This is a genomic window from Streptomyces sp. NPDC048290, assembly GCF_040652095.1.
Classification (GTDB): Bacteria; Actinomycetota; Actinomycetes; order Streptomycetales; family Streptomycetaceae; genus Streptomyces.
On record NZ_JBEZLM010000002.1, the window covers coordinates 154,881 to 172,530 of the forward strand.

Genomic DNA, 17,650 nt, shown 5'->3' on the forward strand with positions numbered 1-17,650 from the left:
CGATTACCGGCGGGTACACAAAGCTCCCGCAGCGGCATACCCTGCGGCTCATGACCGATGCGCAGGCCGCTGCCGAGCAGACCCCCGCCGCCCCCACCGCCTCCTCCGCCCCCGAAGCCACGGGTACGAACCCGGTCGCCCCCGTCCCGGCCGGCGTACGCACCGCCGCCGATGTGGTGACACCGGAGCTGATCGCCCAGCTCACCAAGGGGGTGACCGGCTCCGGCCGGACCGCGAACCACACTCCCTTCACCGGGGAGAAGCTGGCCGACCTGCCCGAGTCGACCCCCGAGGACGTGGCGCAGGCGTTCGAGGCGGCGCGGGCGGCCCAGGCGGTCTGGGCGCGGGTCCCGGTCCGGCGGCGCGCGGCCGTACTGCTCCGCTTCCACGATCTGCTGCTGGAGCGGCAGGCCGAGGTGCTGGACCTGATCCAGCTGGAGACCGGCAAGGCACGGCTGCACGCCCATGAGGAGGTGCAGGCCGTCGCCATCGCCGCCCGGCACTACGGCCGCCGGGGCGCCGCCTATCTGCGCCCGAAGCAGCACACGGGCGCGATGCCGACCCTCACCCGGGTCACCGAACTGCGCCATCCGCGCGGGGTCGTCGGTCAGATCGTTCCCTGGAACTACCCCCTGGAGCTGAGCGTCGGTGACGCGCTCCCCGCGTTCGTCGCGGGCAACGCGGTGGTGATGAAGCCGGACACGGAGACCTGTCTGACCGCGCTGTGGGCCCGTGACCTGCTGATCGAGGCCGGGCTCCCGGCCGAGGTGTTCCAGGTGGTGCTGGGCGACGGCCCGGTCGTCGGCCCGGAACTGGTACGCCACGCGGACTACGTCTCCTTCACCGGCTCCACCCGCACCGGCCGCGAGGTCGCCCAGAGCGCCGCCGCCCGCCTCGTCGGCGTCTCCCTCGAACTCGGCGGCAAGAACGCCATGCTGGTCCTCGCGGACGCCGATGTGGAGAAGGCGGCGGCGGGCGCGATCCGCTCCTGCTTCTCCTCCGCGGGCCAGCTCTGCATCTCCATCGAACGGCTGTACGTCCATGAGTCGGTCGCGGACGCCTTCCTGGAGCGGTTCGCCGCCCGCACCCGGGCCATGCGGCTCGGTACGGCGCTGGCGTACGGCGCCGAGATGGGCTCACTCGTCGGTGAACGGCAGCTGACGACCGTCCAGCGGCATGTGACCGAGGCGGTGGAGAAGGGCGCGACGGTGATCGCCGGGGGCGTGGCCCGCCCGGACGTCGGCCCGTACTACTACGAGCCGACCATCCTCGACGGCGTGACCGAGCCGATGGCCGTCTGCGAGGAGGAGACCTTCGGCCCCGTCGTCTCCGTGTACCGCTTCACGGACGAGGACGAGGTGATCGAACGCGCCAACTCCACCGCGTACGGCCTGAACTCCTCGGTCTGGACCAAGGACGCCCGGCGTGGCCGCGAGGTCGCGGCACGGCTGCGCACCGGCACGGTCAATGTCAACGAGGGGTACGCCTCCGCCTACGGCAGCGTCCAGTCCCCGATGGGCGGCATGAAGGACTCGGGGCTCGGACGGCGGCACGGCTCCGAGGGCATCCTCAAATACACGGAGGCGCAGACGGTCGCCGCGCAGCGGGTGCTGCCGATGGCGCCTTCGCTGGGGATGAGCGATGAGCAGTACGCGCGGTTCATGAGCACGAGTCTGCGGGTGATGAAGGCGTTGCGGTTCCGGTGAGCCTCGACTACGACGTGGTCGTCGTCGGCTCCGGCTTCGGCGGTTCCGTCACCGCGCTGCGCCTGACGGAGAAGGGCTACCGGGTCGGTGTCCTGGAGGCGGGCCGCCGCTTCACCGCCGCGACCCTGCCCCGCACCTCCTGGGACCTGAGGAACTACCTCTGGGCCCCCCGCCTCGGCATGTACGGCATCCAGCGCATCCATCTGCTCGGCAAGGTCATGGTCCTGGCCGGCGCGGGCGTCGGCGGCGGCTCCCTCAACTACGCCAACACCCTCTACGTACCGCCCCGTCCGTTCTTCGAGGACCCCCAGTGGCGGGACATCACCGACTGGCAGCGGGAGCTGGAGCCGTACTACGACCAGGCGCGCCGGATGCTGGGCGTCCGGCTCAACCCGACGATGACCCCGTCGGACGTCCATCTGAAGGCGGCGGCCCAGCGGATGGGCGTCGGGGACACCTTCCACATGGCGCCGGTCGGGGTGTTCTTCGGGGACGGGGAGGACGCCGACGGGACGGCGGGCGGGCGGGTGCGGCCGGGGCAGCGGGTCGCGGACCCCTACTTCGGCGGGGCGGGGCCCGAGCGGCGGGCGTGTGTCGAGTGCGGTGAGTGCATGACCGGCTGCCGCCATGGCGCGAAGAACACCCTCAACGAGAACTATCTCTACCTCGCCGAGCAGGCGGGCGCGGTGGTGCATCCGCTGACGACGGTGGTCGCGGTGACCGACGACTCGCGCGGCGGGTACGCGGTGACGACCCTGCCGACGGACGCCCGCAAGGGGGCCCGGGGGAGAGGCCGGGTGTTCAGCTGCCGGTGGGTGGTGCTGGCCGCCGGGACGTACGGCACCCAGACGCTGCTGCACCGGATGAAGGCGGGCGGGCAACTGCCGTACCTCTCCGGGCGGCTCGGGGAGCTGACCCGGACCAACTCCGAGGCGCTGGTCGGCGCCCAGACCGACAACCGGCGGTACCGCAAGCTGGGCGGGGAGCGGACGGCCGACTTCACCCGGGGCGTGGCCATCACATCCTCGATGCACCCCGACGCCAGCACGCACATCGAACCGGTCCGCTACGGCAAGGGGTCCAACTCCATGGGCGGCCTGTCCATCCTCCAGGTCCCCTACGCCGAGGGGTCCTCGCCGGTCGCGGCCTGGCTGCGCAACGCGGCCCGGCATCCGGTGCAGTTGCTCCGCTCCCTCTCCAGCCGCCGCTGGTCCGAGCGGACCATCATCGGCCTGGTGATGCAGTCGCTGGACAACTCCCTGACGACGTATCTGAAACCGGACGGCGTCGGCAAGGGCCTGCTCACCGCCCGGCAGGGCCACGGCGAACCCAACCCCCGGCAGATCCGCGCCGCCGTCGAGGGCGCGTCCGCCCTGGCCACCGAGATCAACGGCTTCGCGGGCTCCAACATCGGCGAACTGATGGGTACGCCGCTCACCGCGCACTTCCTGGGCGGCTGCCCCATCGGCGCGTCCCGCGAGACCGGCGTGATCGACCCGTACCACCGGCTGTACGGCCATCCCGGGATCTCGGTCGTCGACGGGGCGGCCGTCTCCGCGAACCTGGGCGTCAATCCGTCGCTCACGATCACGGCCCAGGCCGAGCGGGCGATGTCGTACTGGCCGAACAAGGGGGACACCGATCCGCGTCCGGCGCCGGGGGAGGCGTATGTGCGGGTGGGGGCGGTGGTGCCGCGGAGTCCGGCGGTGCCGGAGGGGGCGTTCGGGGAGTTGCGGGTGGGGACGTTCTTGGGGATGCCGGGGAAGCGGGTGAGGGAGGGGGCGGAGGAGGGGGATGTGGGTGAGGGTGGGTGACAACGGAGGGACCTGCGCCCCCCTCCGAGCGCAGGTCCCTCTGTCTCTTGCGTGAAGTTGTTGCCGCCCAGGCCGGGGGTGAGGCGGTGGCTACGCGTCCGTGCCGGTCTTGCGCCTGCGGACCACGAACACCGCGCCGGCGCCCAGCACGACCGCCGCGCCGCCGACCAGGCCGATGACGGGCAGCGCGGAGCTGGAGCCGGTCTCGGCGAGGTTCCCGGTGACCTGCGGGGTGCTGCCGCCGGGCCGGTCGTCGGTGACGGGGGCCTTGCCGCCCTCCTGCGGGCGGGTGCCCTCGGTGTCGGTGCCGGAGCCCACGATCTCGAAGCGGTAGGCGGCCTGGCCGTAGCCGGTGCACTGGGCGTCCTCGTCGCCGTAGACGGTCATGCCGAGCGAGAAGCCCGCGCCGACCGGGGCGGCGGACGTCACATTGATCCGGAGCGGGAGTTCGACCTCGTAGCCGGGCTTCAGTTCGTCCGTGTAGCCGACGAACCCGGCGGCGTAGCCCTCCTCGCTGAGGTCTTCCCAGGTCTCGTCGGCCGGGTTCCAGGTCTGGAGCTGGACCTGCTTGCTGCGGAAGAGGTCGTAGCCGTCGGCGTCGGAGGCGGCTCCGGCGAAGAAGCCCAGGTCGGTGAGGGTGGAGTCGGAGTCGTTCAGCACGTTCAGCGAGAACTCGTGCCAGCCGCTGCCCGCGGTGATACGGCCCGGCAGACCGGTGATGTCGACCTCGACGGACTGGTCCGCGCACTCGGAGGGCACGGGGTCGGGGGTCTCGGGCTTCGCCGGGGGTGTGGTGGTGGCGGGCGGGGTGGTCGACGGGGTGGTGCTGGGGGTGCCGGTGGTGTCGGTGCCGGTGTCCGTGTCGCTGTCGTCGGCTGGTTCGGTCGACTTGCCGTCGGTGGGCGGGGTGGTGGTCGGCGTGGTGTCGTCGCCGCCCGGCTGCGAGGTCTGCGTCTCGGGGGTCGTCGGTGTCGGGGTGACGGTCGACGACTCGTCCGCGGTGGGGCCGGACGACGTCTGCGCCGGGGACGACTCGCCCTCGGCGAAGGCGGCGGGCGCGGTGGCGAGCAGGGCGAGCGGCGCGATGACGGCCGTTGCGGCGGCGACCGCCAGGGCACGGTGGAGCTTCATGGAGACCTCAAGAATCCAGTACTGCGGGCTTGCGGCGCACCGTGGTCGGGCCTGGTGGGGGTGATCGGGTGCGTCTGCTGATGTGCGTGATTCGTGAGGTTGGATCGGTGGCGGCTGTGAAGGGTTGTTCTTCCTTCACATTCTTTTTATGTGAGGTGGGTCACGTCGGGGTGGGGAGGGGGTGCAGGGGGAGGGGTGGAGGGGGCGGACAGGGGAAGGGCCCCGCGGGGGTCGGCCGCGGGGCCCTTCCTTCGTCAGCACCGGCGTCAGGGCTGCGCCGGTGCCGGGGGGCGGCGCCGGGGGGTTGCGCCGCTGGTCGTGGGCATGGGGGGACTTGTGGAGAGGCTTGTGTGTACGGGGGGGGGAGGAGGAGGCGGGGGCGGGGACGGGGCTGGTCCCGCCGGTCGGCTCCAGGCGTCCCCGGAGCCGACCGTTCTCTTGGGTGACCGGGCTGCTGTCCCCTGCCGTCCGGTCACGACCCTGGAGCGAGGTCCCACGACGTACGGCACGATCCGTACGTCTCATCGCCCCAGCGAGCCACGCGTGGTTCTTTCGGGCCCGCGCCTGGCTGACACGGACATCGGTACCAACGAAGGGTCCTGCGGGGCGTCACGCGCCGTATGGGTGAGAGGGGATGCGTACGTACGTGCCAGGGTCCGCTGGTTGCTGGTTGCTGGTTGCTGGTTGCTGGTTGCTGGGCTCAGGTCCAGGTCCCGGGGCCTGGGGTTCAGATCTTGCCGCGGCAGAGTTCGAGCAGGGTCATGGCGAGGGCGGTGCCGGGCCTGCCGAGGGCGTCGCGGTAGTGGCCGAGGATCTCCATCTCGCGGGAGAGGTTCACCCGGCGTCCGCCGGAGGTGATGCGGGCGTCCTGGATCACGGCGGAGACGGCCATGCGTTCCTGGATCAGCCCGATGATGCGGTCGTCGAGCGCGTCGATCCGTTCACGGGCTCCGGTGATGACATCGGCTGCCTCGTGGGTGTGGGCGCCGGTCTTCTCTGCGGTCCGCTGGGGCGTCGGGGTCGTGGCGGGCGTCGGGGTCGTAGGGGTCGTAGGGGTCGGGGTCGTGGTGGTGGTCGTGGTGGTCATCTCGGGTTCTCCTGGAGGGGTGGAGGCCACGGGGCCGGAGCCGGGAGGCTTGAGGGGCGGTGGTGCCCCGGGAGGCCGGAACCCGAGAACGCAGAACGCCCCGGGCCTGTCGGCCCGGGGCGCCTGGGAGGTCGCTTGTCAGCAGCTCAAGCAACACGACCATGGCATCCGGCGGGCCGGCTGCCATAGGTAAAGAGGAAGGTCGGGTGCTTGTGCATGGGGGGAGTATGGCACGGGTCGGTGCGGGGCGGAGGGCGGAGCTGTCAGGGGGTCGAGGGCGGAGCCTTCAGGGGGGCCGGGGCGGAGCCCCGAGAAGGACTCGGGGCGGAGTCCCCAGGGGGACCCGGGGCGGAGCCCCCGGCGGCGGTGGCCGCCCCGATCCGTACCTCGGCAGAACCCGATCCGTACCTCGGTAGAATCGGCAGCACAGACCCTGCCCCACGCCGAAAGGCACCCCGTGTCATCAGCGCCCTCCGCTGCCCCGGCCCCCGACACCGTCCTGGTCGTCGACTTCGGCGCGCAGTACGCCCAGCTCATCGCCCGCCGCGTCCGCGAGGCCCGGGTCTACAGCGAGATCGTGCCGAGCACCATGCCGGTAGCCGAGATGCTCGCCAAGAACCCGGCGGCGATCATCCTCTCCGGCGGCCCCTCCTCGGTCTACGCCGACGAGGCCCCGCGCCTGGACTCCGCCCTGTTCGAGGCGGGCGTCCCCGTCTTCGGCATGTGCTACGGCTTCCAGCTGATGGCCCAGAGCCTCGGCGGCACGGTCGACAACACCGGCGCCCGCGAGTACGGCCGTACGCCGCTGCATGTGTCGAAGTCGTCGTCCACCCTCTTCGAGGGCACCCCCGCCGAGCAGCCGGTCTGGATGTCGCACGGCGACGCCTGCTCCGCCGCCCCCGCGGGCTTCACGGTGACGGCCTCCACGGATGTCGTCCCCGTCGCCGCCTTCGAGAACGACGAGAAGCGGCTCTACGGCGTCCAGTACCACCCCGAGGTCATGCACTCCACGCACGGCCAGCAGGTGCTGGAGCACTTCCTCTACCGCGGCGCCGGTCTCACCCCCTCCTGGACCACCGGCAATGTGATCGAGGAGCAGATCGCGGCGATCCGCGAGCAGGTCGGCGACAGGCGGGCCATCTGCGGTCTGTCCGGCGGTGTCGACTCCGCCGTGGCCGCCGCCCTCGTCCAGAAGGCCATCGGCTCCCAGCTGACCTGCGTGTATGTCGACCATGGGCTGATGCGCAAGGGCGAGACCGAGCAGGTCGAGAAGGACTTCGTCGCCGCGACCGGTGTGCAGCTGAAGGTCGTGGACGCGGAGGAGCGGTTCCTGACCGCGCTGAAGGGGGTCTCCGACCCCGAGGAGAAGCGGAAGATCATCGGGCGGGAGTTCATCCGGGTCTTCGAGCAGGCGCAGGCCGAGATCATCGCCGACTCCGGTCCCGCCGTGGAGTTCCTGGTCCAGGGCACGCTGTACCCCGACGTCGTGGAGTCCGGCGGCGGCACCGGCACCGCCAACATCAAGTCCCACCACAACGTGGGCGGCCTCCCCGAGGACCTTGAGTTCCAGCTCATCGAACCGCTGCGCCAGCTGTTCAAGGACGAGGTCCGGATGGTCGGCCAGGAACTGGGTCTGCCGGACGAGATCGTCCAGCGCCAGCCCTTCCCCGGCCCCGGTCTCGGTATCCGGATCGTCGGCGAGGTGACGAAGGACCGCCTCGACCTGCTCCGCGACGCCGACGCCATCGCCCGCGAGGAACTGACCGCCGCTGGTCTCGACCGTGAGATCTGGCAGTGCCCGGTCGTGCTGCTGGCCGATGTCCGCAGCGTCGGCGTCCAGGGCGACGGCCGCACCTACGGTCACCCCATCGTGCTGCGCCCCGTCTCCTCCGAGGACGCGATGACCGCCGACTGGTCCCGGCTGCCCTATGACGTCCTAGCGAAGATCTCCACCCGGATCACCAACGAGGTCCGTGACGTCAACCGGGTCGTCCTCGACATCACCTCCAAGCCGCCGGGCACCATCGAGTGGGAGTAGCGGCGGGGCTTGTGGCCGGGGGGTGCGGTGCGGGTTCCCCTGGCCGCGGTGTCGGGCGCCGCTCGCCGTAACGGCGGCGCGCGCCTTGGCCGTCGGCCAGGCGTCCGCTGAACGGGCCGGGACGGGGTGGGCCCAGGGCGGGGGCGGGACGGGGTGGGTCCAGCGCGGGTCGCGCCGGGGTGGGCCAGTGCGGCCCGGGACGGGCGGGATGGGTCCAGCGCGGGTCGCGCCGGGGTGGGCCAGTGCGGCCCGGGACGGGCGGGATGGGTCCAGCGCGGGTCGCGCCGGGGTGGCCCAGAGCGGCCCGGGACGGGACGGGTCCAGTGCGGGCCGCGCCGGGATGGGCCGGGACGGGATCGGGCCAGTGCGGGCCGCGACGGGATTGAGTCAGTGCGGGTCGGGTCGGGCCTGGCGGGGACCTGGTCCCCCGAACACATCAGGTCCGCTTGATCGTCCGCACCGGCGCCCCAGGCTTCCACACCTCCACCACCAGGTACGTGTCGTCCTCGATGGACGTCCGCACGACGTCCGTCACCTCGGTGCGGAAGAGAACAAACGGCTCCGGCGGCCCCACCGCCTCGCTGTACTCCCCCTTCCGCGCCGGGTCGGTGACCTCCACCGCCCGCCCGGCGATCCGCACATCGCCCCCGCCCATCGACTGCCCCTCCCCGGGATTCGCCTGCAAGGCGAACCGTCCGTCCCGCAGCAGATCGAGCGCCTTCACCGACCCCGGCATCATCCCCAGCCACAGCTCACCCCCGACGAACCGCACCTCAAGCCCGGTCGTCCGCGGTGAACCGTCCTTGCGCAGCGTCGCCAGCACATGGTGGGTGAACGCCCCGAACCGCTCCTCCACCGCCCTCGCCAGCTCCGGTTCGGCCGCCGCGAACCCGCCCCAGCTCATCCCCGCCGCCTCCGCCCCCACATCACCGGCGCCCTGGCTCTCCCGAGGGTCCCCCGGCGCCCCGGCGTCGACCTTTTTGCCCTTCGCAGCTGTCATACGACGAGTCTCTTCCCGAATCCCGACATCCACTGTCCGGTATCGGCCAGAGGCGTCCTCTTTCTCGCGGAGCCCTGTCATCTTCGGCTGACCGAGGGTAACTTCCCGCCCGTAAAGCTGCTCCAGTGCCGGAGGACCCATGCTCGGCCCCACTCCGCCCCCACCCCCACCTCTGCCCACCGAACGGCTGCGCTTCGCGATGCCACCGATGCACGAGTCCCTGGAGGACGAGCGTCGGCACCGCAAAGAACGGCTCGCGGGCGCCCTGCGGATCTTCGGCCGCCAGGGGTTCGAGGACGGGGTTTCCGGCCATATCACCGCCCGCGATCCGGAGTACACCGACTGCTTCTGGGTCAACCCCTTCGGTATGCCCTTCCGTCATGTCACCGTCAGTGACCTCGTCCTCGCCAACCAGGACGGGCAGGTCATCCAGGGCAGCTATCACATCAACCAGGCCGCCTTTACCGTCCACGCCCAGGTCCACGCGTCCCGCCCCGATGTCGTCGCCGTCACCCACTGCCACTCCGTGCACGGCCGCGCCCTCGCCGCCCTCGGCGACCTCCTCGATCCCATCACCCAGGAGAGCTGCGCCTTCTACGAGGACCACGCCCTGTACGCCGGCTACACCGGGGTCGCCGTCGACCTCGACGAAGGCCGACGGATCGCCGACGCCCTCGGCACCCGCAAGGCCCTCGTCCTGCGCAACCACGGCCTGCTCACCGTGGGTGACTCGGTCGACGCCGCCGCCTGGTGGTTCCTGTCCATGGAACGCTCCTGTCAGGTCCAGCTCACCGCCCGTGCCGCCGGACGCCCCGTGCTGATCGACCACAAGCCCGCCGTGGCCACCCGCGAACAGCTCGGCGGCGACCTCGTCGGCTGGATCAACTACCAGCCTCTCTGGCAGGAGATCAGCCGCAGCGAACCCGATCTGCTCAGCTGACGCGCCCTCACCCCTGGAACTCCCGCAGCACCACCGCCTTCGTCATCGCGAACTCCTCGTCCGTGAGCACCCCGTCCCGGTGCAGTTCCCCCAACTCCCGTAACCGCCGCAACAACACATCATGGTGACCGTCCCCGTACGCCCGCGCCCGCCACCTCCTGTCCTGTGCGGCGGCCCGGTCGCCCGGTGCCGAGTCCCGTGTGCCGGGGGCGTCCGGCGTCCGCGTCCGGTCCGGCGACGGGCGGTCCCCGGCCCGGACGGTCTCGCCCCCCTCGTCGTCCCGCCCGGCGGACGGATGCGGCAGCCGCGCGGTCACCGCGGTCGCCACCAGTGCCGTCAGCAGATCCCGCCGCACACTGCCCCACAGATCCAGCGCATACGGGTCCTTCTCCGGCGGCAGCTTCGAGAACGCCGCCTCCCGCGTCACGAACCGCAGAAACCCGTCCTCGTACCCCGAGTTGGGCAGCCACTCCACCCGCACCAGGTCCCGAACGCCGATGATCCGCGGCCCCGTCGCCCGCTTCACCCGGTCCGAGGTGTCGGCCCAGTCGATCCTGACCCGCGTCCCGTCGAACGACACCACGCCGTCGCTCGACCGCACCGACACCGGCACCGGCGGCCCCGGCAGCAGATACGCCTCCGTCGGTTCCTTGGGTATCTGGTCCAGCAGCAGCGCCTGCCGGATCTCCTCCGCCACATACTCGGCGACGCCCACCCGGTCCAGGTCCACCGCCAGCCGGTACGGATCTGCCGGGTCCGGCAGCCGGCCGCCGGTCGCCTGAAGCAGCGGGTCCGCCCCCTCGCGCAGCCGTAACCTCAGCCGCCCGCGCTTGCGTTCCGGCTCGTACACCACCCCCGCGACCGCCTCCAGCGGAACCGCGATCTCCCCGTACGTCTGCCGGAACAGCGGCACCGACCGGTGCAGCCCCGGTGTGATCCGCACCGTCGTGCCGTCGAAGGCCCAGGTCCCGTCCCGCTGGATGATCTCGGCCATACGGAAATTCTCGCAGCCGGGTCAACACGGCGATCCGCGATTCACCCGTGCCGCTGCCCGGTCCGTGGACCCGACGGGCGGACACCGCCTCCGGTAGGGCACAATTCGCTGTCGTCACACGGGAGTTGTGTGCCGGGGAGTGGGGTCCGGAGGGGGCCGGGTCGTTGCTCTGCCGGGGTGTCGCAGGTGAGGTCGTCGGGGGATCGGATCGCTGGTCCGGTGGTTCACCGGGTGCTCGGATCGCCGGGCTGCCCGGGGGGCCGGTGGCGTCGCCCGGTGGACACCGCGGGCCGTGCCTCCGTGGCTGGGCGAGTCGCTGGGACCGGGCCGGTCGCCGTGGCCGGTGTCGTGGTCGCTCGTCCTGGAGCGAGGCCACTGGTCGGGCAGCGGTCACCGTGGCAACCGACATCTGTGGGGCGGCAAGTCGAGTGGTGGCAGGTCGTGTCGTCGGGTCGGCGCGGGCCGGTTCGTATCGGTCTGCCGCGGCTTGTGTCGGAGCATTTCGCATCAGGTCATGAGGAAGGCGGTCGTCAGGCGTGGCGGTGCAGGAGACGGGGGCGGGCGCCCGGACGGGCGGGCACGGCGGCGGCTGCACCTGCGGGGACTGCCCGCACGGCGCCCGCGCGGGACATCGCAACGCGGTCGCCGCGTTCCTCCGCCGCCGCGACGAGTTCGCCGCCGGCCAGGGCCTTCCGGCCGCCGTCGCCCACTCGCCCTCCGCCTCCCGGCAGTGGGTCTCCGAGGCGCTGACCCAGTCCGCCGAGCAGGTCGCCGAACGCAGCCGCGCCGAAGGCGACGCCTGGCTCCACCGGCTCTGGGCACGGACCGCCGCGACCGTGTGGGCCGCCGTCGTCCTGCTCCTGCTCGGCCAGGCACTCACCGCCATCGGTGGCGGCTGGACCGCCGCCCGCACCGCCGCGCTGATCGCCGCGCTCCTGATGGCCGCCGCGCTCACCACCGCCTCCTGGTACCACCGCGCCCGCGGCGGCGTCCTCGCCCCCGTCATCGGTGAGGACAACCGGCTCTCCACCTCCCGCGCGGTGGCCGCCGCCTGGGTGCTGTTCATCGCGTACGCCGTGCTGCTCCTCGCGGGCCGGCTCGCCGCCGCCTCCACTCCACGCGAACGGGACGCCCTCATCTCCGGGCTCGACCTGGCCCGTGGCGCCGGAGCCGTCGTCGTCCTCGCGGTGGTCTGCGCCATCGCCGTGCTCGTCCGCCGGGTGGTCGGTGTACGGGTCCTGAACAGACGGCTCCAGAAGGTCCGCGCCCACCGCCCCCGCGCCGCCGACCTGCTCACCGACGACTCGGGCCGGGGCACCTTCGCCGACATCCAGTACATCGTCATCAGCGCCGTCGCCCTGATCTTCGCCGCCGTCCGGCTCGCCCGCCGCCCCGACCAACTCCCCGACCTGCCCTGGGGCCTGGCCGTGCTGGTCCTGATCTCGGCCGCCACATACGTCGCCGGTAAGTACGCCGACGGCGGTCGTCCCGTGATCCTCTCGGTCGTGCGCGCCCGCGAGGCCGGTGACCTGGACGCCCCCATCCGTACCGGCGACGACATCGAGATCCGCGGTGCCGGATTCGTCCCGCCCGGCGCCCAAGGCGCCGACCGCCTCGCCCGCATGGTGGTACGCATCGGCGCCGTCCATGTCCATGTCCCCCTGGTCCCCGTCACCGGGGGCTTCCGCAACCCCTCCGACACCGTCCTCACCGTCCCCGTCCCGGCCGAGGTCGAGCCCGGTCGCGCCGCCGTGCAGGTCGTCACCGCGGCGGGCGTGGAGACCGACCCGTACGACATCGACATCACCGACTGACCGCCCGGACGCACCCCGGACCGGACAACGCCCCTCGCCCCACGCCCCTTACCCCGCCCCCTGGCGCGCGGGGCCCACGGCCCGGAAAACTGTGCCCACGACATTGAGCGGCTCCTTCCGTTCGTACGTATGGTCAGGTGAGGGTCCCGGCACTGTGCGGTGAGAGGCGGCTGACAGCGATGACTCACGGTTATCGGACAGATACGCACACCCCCTATAGCGACGGGGGCGGCCGGGACTGGCGCGACAACGCCACCCGCTACGCGCTGCTGCCCCTCCGGGTGTTCCTCGGTGTCACGTTCATCTACGCCGGGCTGGACAAGCTCACGGACAGCGCCTTCCTCAAGGACTCCGGAGCCGACTCCATCGGCGACCTCATGCGCGGTGTCCGCGACTCCTCGGCGATCCCGGCCCTGATCGACACCGCTCTCGACAACCCGGTCGCCTTCGGCTACGCCATCGCCCTCGGTGAACTGGCCGTCGGCATCGGCACCCTGATCGGTCTGCTCTCCCGCATCGCCGCCCTCGGCGGCGCCCTGATCTCGCTCAGCCTCTGGCTGACCGTCAGCTGGTCCGCCGACCCCTACTACTACGGCAACGACCTCGTCTATCTGATGGCCTGGCTCCCCCTGCTCCTCGCGGGCGCCCCCTACCTCTCCCTGGACGCCGCCCTGCGCTCCCGGCGCCGCTCCAGGTTGGGCGGCGGCTACTCCTGACGACCGACGACCGACCTGAGCCGGTCGCCAGCGGTCGCGTCCCGAGTCGGCATGTCAGCGCCGGTGATGCGACCGCGCCGTCAGGGCCGGACCTCGGTCGGCTCCCCCTTGCGGACGCCCTCGGCCCCGGCCCGGCGTCTCCGTACCCCTCGCCCGGCCATGCCCACGACCCCCGCCAGGAACAGTCCGCCCACCAGCAGCGGGAAGATCGCGAACCACGGCGTCTCCCATGCCCCGCCCGCGTCCCCGGCATAGACCACGCCCGCCAGGACCACCACGAGGCCCACAACCAGCCTTCCGGGCTGGAACTCATGACGCAGCACGGCTCACCTCCGCCTGTCCCACACCGACCTGGAGCCTCAGCTCCACCGTCCCGGCGTTCTTCGCGTCCTTGGTCGGCGCCAGCGTGATCTGCTTGAACTTGCCCGGCGCCACATCCACGTCCTGCTTTCTCTCCCCGGGCAACTGGATGTCGCCGAGCCCGACGTCCACGCTCAGTCGCACGGTCGCGTCCGCCGGCACGATCACCCGCAGCCGCCCCACGCCCACCTCGGCGGACGTGGTGACCGTCTGGCCCTTCGGCACATCCAGCCCCGACAGATCCAGGGTCCCCTGGCCCGTACCGAGGTCGTACTTCCGCTCCACCTGCGCCACCGCGGCCGGTTGCCACGTCGTACGCGTCCAGTGGGTGCCGACGTCCTTCGGCAGGGCCGCCGCCCCGGCCAGCAGGCCCGCCGTGAGCAGCGCCATGAACACCGAACCCGCGCCCGTCCGCCCCAGGAAGGAGCTGACGGCGATGCCGAGGCCGAAAACCAGCAGCGCGCACACCAGACCCGTCTGAAGGCTTGTGCCCAGCGGGTGGTTGTCCCAGGTCGCCTGGGTGCCCAGGGCGCCCGCGAGCAGGGCGAACAGAAAGGTCCAGCCGCCGATCCAGCGCGGCCCGCGCTGTCTCGGGGGGACCGGCCGGGAACCCAGGTCCGGTCGACCGGCGGTCACCCCGACGCCCCGGCTGATGTTCACCGACGCCGCGATGTCCCGGCTCCGCGAGTCCTGCGGTCCCCACAGATACCCGGTCCCGCCCACACGCCCTCCGTCCTTGACGATCGGGTCCCGCCACCACGACGGATACGCGGGCCCGACCGGCGGTGCCTGCGGCTCCGGCGGGGCGTCGGCCGCGGCCTGGGCGGCCAGCGGGTCGGGGCCGGGTGCCCCGCGCCGCTGCGACCAGTACCCGGCGCCCGCCAGGAGGAGGGAGAGGACCACGCCGAAGGTCAGCACCCCGCCGTTGCCCAGCATGGTCAGGAAGACTCCGCAGCCGACCAGCGCGAACAGCACCGCCGCCAGCGCATGACCGTCGACCCGGCCGGTGAAGAGCTTCTTGACCTCGTTCTCCTCCTCGTCCTCGTACGGCACGAAGAGCCAGGCGAAGCCGTAGAAGATGAGGCCGATGCCACCGGTCGCGGAGAGCACCGCGAGCGTGATCCGGAAGATCACCGGGTCCATGTCGCACTGCCGACCCAGCCCGGCGCACACCCCCGCCAGCATCTTGTGCCGCCGGTCCCGGCGGAACCGGTGCAGCGGCTGCGGCTCACCCGCGGGCCCCGGCTCACCCGGTCCGTGGACCCAGCCCGGCCCGCCACCGGCTCCGGCGGGCGGCTCACCCCAGCTGCCGGGACTCTCCGGACCACCGGAGCCAGCGCTTCCCGCCCCGCGCGAACCTGCGGGACCGCTGGGTCCGCCAGATCCTCCGGGGCCACCGGGGCCGCCTGATCGTCCAAGTCCGCCTGACCCTCCGGCTCCGCCAGGTCCTCCGGCTCCGCTTGGTCCTGGTCCTGGTCCGCCGCCGTCGGGTATTCCGGGGCGTCCGAGGGCCCCGAAGCCCCACGGGCCGCCGTGGCCTCCGACCCCTCTGCTGCCCCCGGCCCCCGGCGGAGGAGTGCGCCCGCCGGGGCCCGTGTCGCCACTCCACCCGGTGCCGTTCCCCCCGGCTCCGTACCCCGCGTCCCGGAGCGCCTCGGTCTGGGCCTCCAGCTTCGTCCGCGCGCCCGCCCGTGCCTGCGCGCCCGCGCCCTGGTACGCGCGCGGTTCCTTGTCCGCGGCGGGCGGGGCTGAGGCGCCGGACGGGCTCGGGCCGGGCCCGGGGTCCGCGGCGTGCTGGTGATCAGTCATGAGTCCATGGTGACGGTCGAGCCGCCGCCGCGGCAGTCGGAATGACCCTGGCCGGACCCTGATATCGCCCCTGAGCCGGGCCGGGGGAACCGTTCGACGGACTGCCTGGTCGAAGATCAGGGGTGTCTCCGGGGACAACCCTGATGCTCCGCTCCGCCGGCCGTGTGAACATCGATGGCATGCCGGACGTCGCAGCAGCACCACCACTTGTCGAACCGCGACCGCCGCGCAAGCTCTACCGCAGCAGCGACGGACGCTGGCTGGGTGGTGTGGCGCGGGGGCTCGCCGGGCATCTCGGGCTGCCCGTGATCTGGGTGCGGCTGGTCTTCATCGGCCTGTTCATGGCGGACGGCCTCGGCGCCCTGCTCTACGCGGCCTTCTGGTTCTTCGTCCCCCTCGGCGTCGGCGGCGTGGAGGCCCAGCGGCCCCCGGCCTTCGTCATGACGGAGACCTCACCCGACGGCCGCCGCAGAATCGTCACCCGCAAGCCCGACAAGGGCCAGATCCTCGCCCTGCTCCTCATGGTCGTCGTGGCCATGGTCTTCGTCGGCAATGTCAACGTGGGCAATGGCGCCACCGCCTATCTCTGGCCCACCGTGCTGGTCGGTGCCGGTGTCGCCCTGGTGTGGCGGCAGGCGGACAACGCCCGCCGGGCCCGCTGGGTCGAGGTCGGCCGCCGCAAGCGCACGCTGAATCTGCTCAGAGCCGTCGCCGGTGTCCTGCTGGTCACGGCCGGTGTCACCGCGATCTTCGTCCTCCAGGGGTCCGCCGCCCACCTCGGGTCGGTCCTCCAGGCCGCGCTCGCCGTCCTGGTCGGCATAGCGCTGCTCGCCGGGCCGTACCTGGTCCGGATGACGCAGGACCTCTCGCAGGAGCGTCTGATGCGCATCCGCGCCCAGGAGCGGGCGGAGGTCGCCGCCCATGTCCATGACTCGGTCCTGCACACCCTGACCCTGATCCAGCGCAACGCGGAGAACGCGGGGGAGGTGCGCCGCCTGGCCCGCGCCCAGGAGCGCGACCTGCGCACCTGGCTCTACAAGCCCGAGGGCACCGGCAAGGAGGAGGCCGACGAACCGGAGACCCTCGCCGACGCGGTGCGGGGCAACGCGGCCGAGATCGAGGACAAGCACGGAGTCCCGATCGAGGTGGTCGTGGTCGGCGACTGCCAGCTCGACGAAAGAATCGGGGCGCAGATGCAGGCCGCGCGCGAGGCAATGGTGAACGCCGCCAAGTACGGTGGCGAGGGCGGCGCCGTGCAGGTCTACGCCGAGGTCGAGGGCAGGACGGTGTTCGTGTCCGTCCGCGACCGAGGTCCCGGTTTCGATCTCGACTCGATACCCGCCGACCGCATGGGCGTCAGAGAATCGATCATCGGCCGCATGGAGCGCCATGGGGGCACGGCGCGGCTGCGCGCGGTGCCGGGCGGTGGCACGGAGGTCGAGCTGGAGATGGAGAGGGCGGAGAACACGTCATGAGCGACCCGACCGAGGCGAGCGGTACGGCCGGAGCGGCGGAGTCGGCCGAGGCCGCCGAGTCCGGCGGTCCCATCGGGGGCGGACCGGGGCGGCATGTCCGGGTGGTCCTGGTGGACGACCACCGAATGTTCCGCACGGGAGTGCAGGCCGAGATCGGCCAGACAGAGCAGACCGGGGTCGAGGTGGTCGGTGAGGCCGCCGACGTCGACCAGGCGGTCACGGTGATCACGGCCACCCGGCCCGAGGTGGTGCTGCTGGATGTTCATCTGCCGGGCGGCGGCGGGGTGGAAGTGCTGCGCCGCAGTGCCGCGATGATGGCGGACGTGGAGCAGCCGGTGCGTTTTCTGGCCCTGTCGGTGTCCGACGCGGCGGAGGATGTGATCGGGGTGATCCGGGGCGGTGCGCGGGGATACGTCACCAAGACGATCACGGGCACCGATCTGGTGGACTCCATCTTCCGGGTCCAGGAGGGCGACGCGGTGTTCTCGCCGCGGCTGGCCGGCTTCGTCCTCGACGCCTTCGCCTCCACGGACGCGCCTCCGGTGGACGAGGACCTGGACCGGCTGACCCAGCGCGAGCGGGAGGTGCTGCGGCTGATCGCCCGGGGCTATGCGTACAAGGAGATCGCCAAGCAGTTGTTCATCTCGGTGAAGACGGTGGAGTCGCATGTCTCGGCGGTGCTGAGAAAGCTCCAGCTCTCCAACCGGCATGAGCTGACGCGGTGGGCTACGGCTCGGCGGCTGGTGTGACCGTCCGGTAGGTGGGC

At 72.2% G+C, this 17,650-nt stretch carries 14 protein-coding genes; 8 read left to right on the top strand and 6 right to left on the bottom strand.

Going from position 1 to position 17,650, the window contains the following annotated elements:
* Positions 1-50: 50 nt before the first annotated feature.
* Positions 51-1,706: a succinic semialdehyde dehydrogenase gene (locus tag AB0D49_RS02985; protein ID WP_362749695.1), complete on the top strand. Its 1,656-nt coding sequence runs from the start codon at positions 51-53 to the stop codon at positions 1,704-1,706.
* Positions 1,703-3,520 (top strand): GMC family oxidoreductase, encoded by a 1,818-nt coding sequence (locus AB0D49_RS02990; protein WP_362749698.1) that lies wholly within the window; start codon positions 1,703-1,705, stop codon positions 3,518-3,520. Before AB0D49_RS02985 ends, AB0D49_RS02990 begins: the two co-directional genes overlap by 4 nt.
* A 90-nt stretch (positions 3,521-3,610) precedes the next feature.
* Here the strand turns inward: AB0D49_RS02990 and AB0D49_RS02995 are convergent, their stop codons facing one another.
* A complete protein-coding gene (locus AB0D49_RS02995) occupies positions 3,611-4,651 on the bottom strand; it encodes an LAETG motif-containing sortase-dependent surface protein (RefSeq protein ID WP_362749701.1) in 1,041 nt (346 codons plus the stop codon).
* A 727-nt stretch (positions 4,652-5,378) separates the two neighbouring features.
* Entirely contained in the window at positions 5,379-5,738 is a 360-nt protein-coding gene (locus AB0D49_RS03000) for a chorismate mutase (RefSeq protein ID WP_362749704.1), read from the bottom strand.
* Between the two features lie 457 nt (positions 5,739-6,195).
* On the opposite strand from AB0D49_RS03000, the gene guaA reads away from it, so the two are divergent.
* Complete coding sequence (guaA, locus tag AB0D49_RS03005; RefSeq protein ID WP_362749707.1) at positions 6,196-7,776, top strand: glutamine-hydrolyzing GMP synthase; 1,581 nt, start codon at positions 6,196-6,198, stop codon at positions 7,774-7,776.
* A 436-nt stretch (positions 7,777-8,212) separates the two neighbouring features.
* Here the strand turns inward: guaA and AB0D49_RS03010 are convergent, their stop codons facing one another.
* Positions 8,213-8,680 carry a pyridoxamine 5'-phosphate oxidase family protein gene (locus AB0D49_RS03010; protein WP_362750735.1) on the bottom strand — a complete coding sequence of 156 codons (468 nt, stop codon included), beginning with the start codon at positions 8,678-8,680 and terminating at the stop codon, positions 8,213-8,215.
* A 235-nt stretch (positions 8,681-8,915) separates the two neighbouring features.
* On the opposite strand from AB0D49_RS03010, the gene AB0D49_RS03015 reads away from it, so the two are divergent.
* Positions 8,916-9,716, top strand: a complete 801-nt coding sequence (locus AB0D49_RS03015) for a class II aldolase/adducin family protein (RefSeq protein ID WP_362749710.1) — start codon at positions 8,916-8,918, stop codon at positions 9,714-9,716.
* 7 nt (positions 9,717-9,723) lie between these two features.
* On the opposite strand, the gene AB0D49_RS03020 is transcribed toward AB0D49_RS03015, so the two are convergent.
* Positions 9,724-10,710 carry a DUF4429 domain-containing protein gene (locus AB0D49_RS03020; protein WP_362749713.1) on the bottom strand — a complete coding sequence of 329 codons (987 nt, stop codon included), beginning with the start codon at positions 10,708-10,710 and terminating at the stop codon, positions 9,724-9,726.
* Between the two features lie 536 nt (positions 10,711-11,246).
* On the opposite strand from AB0D49_RS03020, the gene AB0D49_RS03025 reads away from it, so the two are divergent.
* Complete coding sequence (locus AB0D49_RS03025) at positions 11,247-12,524, top strand: hypothetical protein (RefSeq protein WP_362749716.1); 1,278 nt, start codon at positions 11,247-11,249, stop codon at positions 12,522-12,524.
* 179 nt (positions 12,525-12,703) lie between these two features.
* Positions 12,704-13,240 (top strand): DoxX family protein, encoded by a 537-nt coding sequence (locus tag AB0D49_RS03030; RefSeq protein ID WP_362749718.1) that lies wholly within the window; start codon positions 12,704-12,706, stop codon positions 13,238-13,240.
* A gap of 80 nt (positions 13,241-13,320) precedes the next feature.
* On the opposite strand, the gene AB0D49_RS03035 is transcribed toward AB0D49_RS03030, so the two are convergent.
* Positions 13,321-13,563, bottom strand: coding sequence for a hypothetical protein (locus tag AB0D49_RS03035; protein ID WP_362749721.1), 243 nt, complete (start codon positions 13,561-13,563; stop codon positions 13,321-13,323).
* Positions 13,550-14,818, bottom strand: a complete 1,269-nt coding sequence (locus AB0D49_RS03040) for a PspC domain-containing protein (protein ID WP_362750738.1) — start codon at positions 14,816-14,818, stop codon at positions 13,550-13,552. Before AB0D49_RS03040 ends, AB0D49_RS03035 begins: the two co-directional genes overlap by 14 nt.
* 734 nt (positions 14,819-15,552) lie before the next feature.
* Between AB0D49_RS03040 and AB0D49_RS03045 the strand changes: the two genes are divergently transcribed.
* Positions 15,553-16,884 (top strand): PspC domain-containing protein, encoded by a 1,332-nt coding sequence (locus tag AB0D49_RS03045; RefSeq protein ID WP_362749724.1) that lies wholly within the window; start codon positions 15,553-15,555, stop codon positions 16,882-16,884.
* Positions 16,881-17,633 carry a response regulator transcription factor gene (locus AB0D49_RS03050; RefSeq protein ID WP_362749727.1) on the top strand — a complete coding sequence of 251 codons (753 nt, stop codon included), beginning with the start codon at positions 16,881-16,883 and terminating at the stop codon, positions 17,631-17,633. The genes AB0D49_RS03045 and AB0D49_RS03050 overlap by 4 nt, the downstream gene beginning before the upstream one ends.
* Positions 17,634-17,650 lie beyond the last annotated feature (17 nt).

Bases quoted from the DNA above. Each gene is read 5' to 3' on its own strand.
- AB0D49_RS02985 (WP_362749695.1), top strand. From the start codon at position 51: ATGACCGATGCGCAGGCCGCTGCCGAGCAGACCCCCGCCGCCCCCACC.
- AB0D49_RS02995 (WP_362749701.1), bottom strand. From the start codon at position 4,651: ATGAAGCTCCACCGTGCCCTGGCGGTCGCCGCCGCAACGGCCGTCATC.
- AB0D49_RS03000 (WP_362749704.1), bottom strand. From the start codon at position 5,738: ATGACCACCACGACCACCACCACGACCCCGACCCCTACGACCCCTACG.
- AB0D49_RS03010 (WP_362750735.1), bottom strand. From the start codon at position 8,680: ATGAGCTGGGGCGGGTTCGCGGCGGCCGAACCGGAGCTGGCGAGGGCG.
- AB0D49_RS03015 (WP_362749710.1), top strand. From the start codon at position 8,916: ATGCTCGGCCCCACTCCGCCCCCACCCCCACCTCTGCCCACCGAACGG.
- AB0D49_RS03020 (WP_362749713.1), bottom strand. From the start codon at position 10,710: ATGGCCGAGATCATCCAGCGGGACGGGACCTGGGCCTTCGACGGCACG.
- AB0D49_RS03030 (WP_362749718.1), top strand. From the start codon at position 12,704: ATGACTCACGGTTATCGGACAGATACGCACACCCCCTATAGCGACGGG.
- AB0D49_RS03045 (WP_362749724.1), top strand. From the start codon at position 15,553: ATGCTCCGCTCCGCCGGCCGTGTGAACATCGATGGCATGCCGGACGTC.
- AB0D49_RS03050 (WP_362749727.1), top strand. From the start codon at position 16,881: ATGAGCGACCCGACCGAGGCGAGCGGTACGGCCGGAGCGGCGGAGTCG.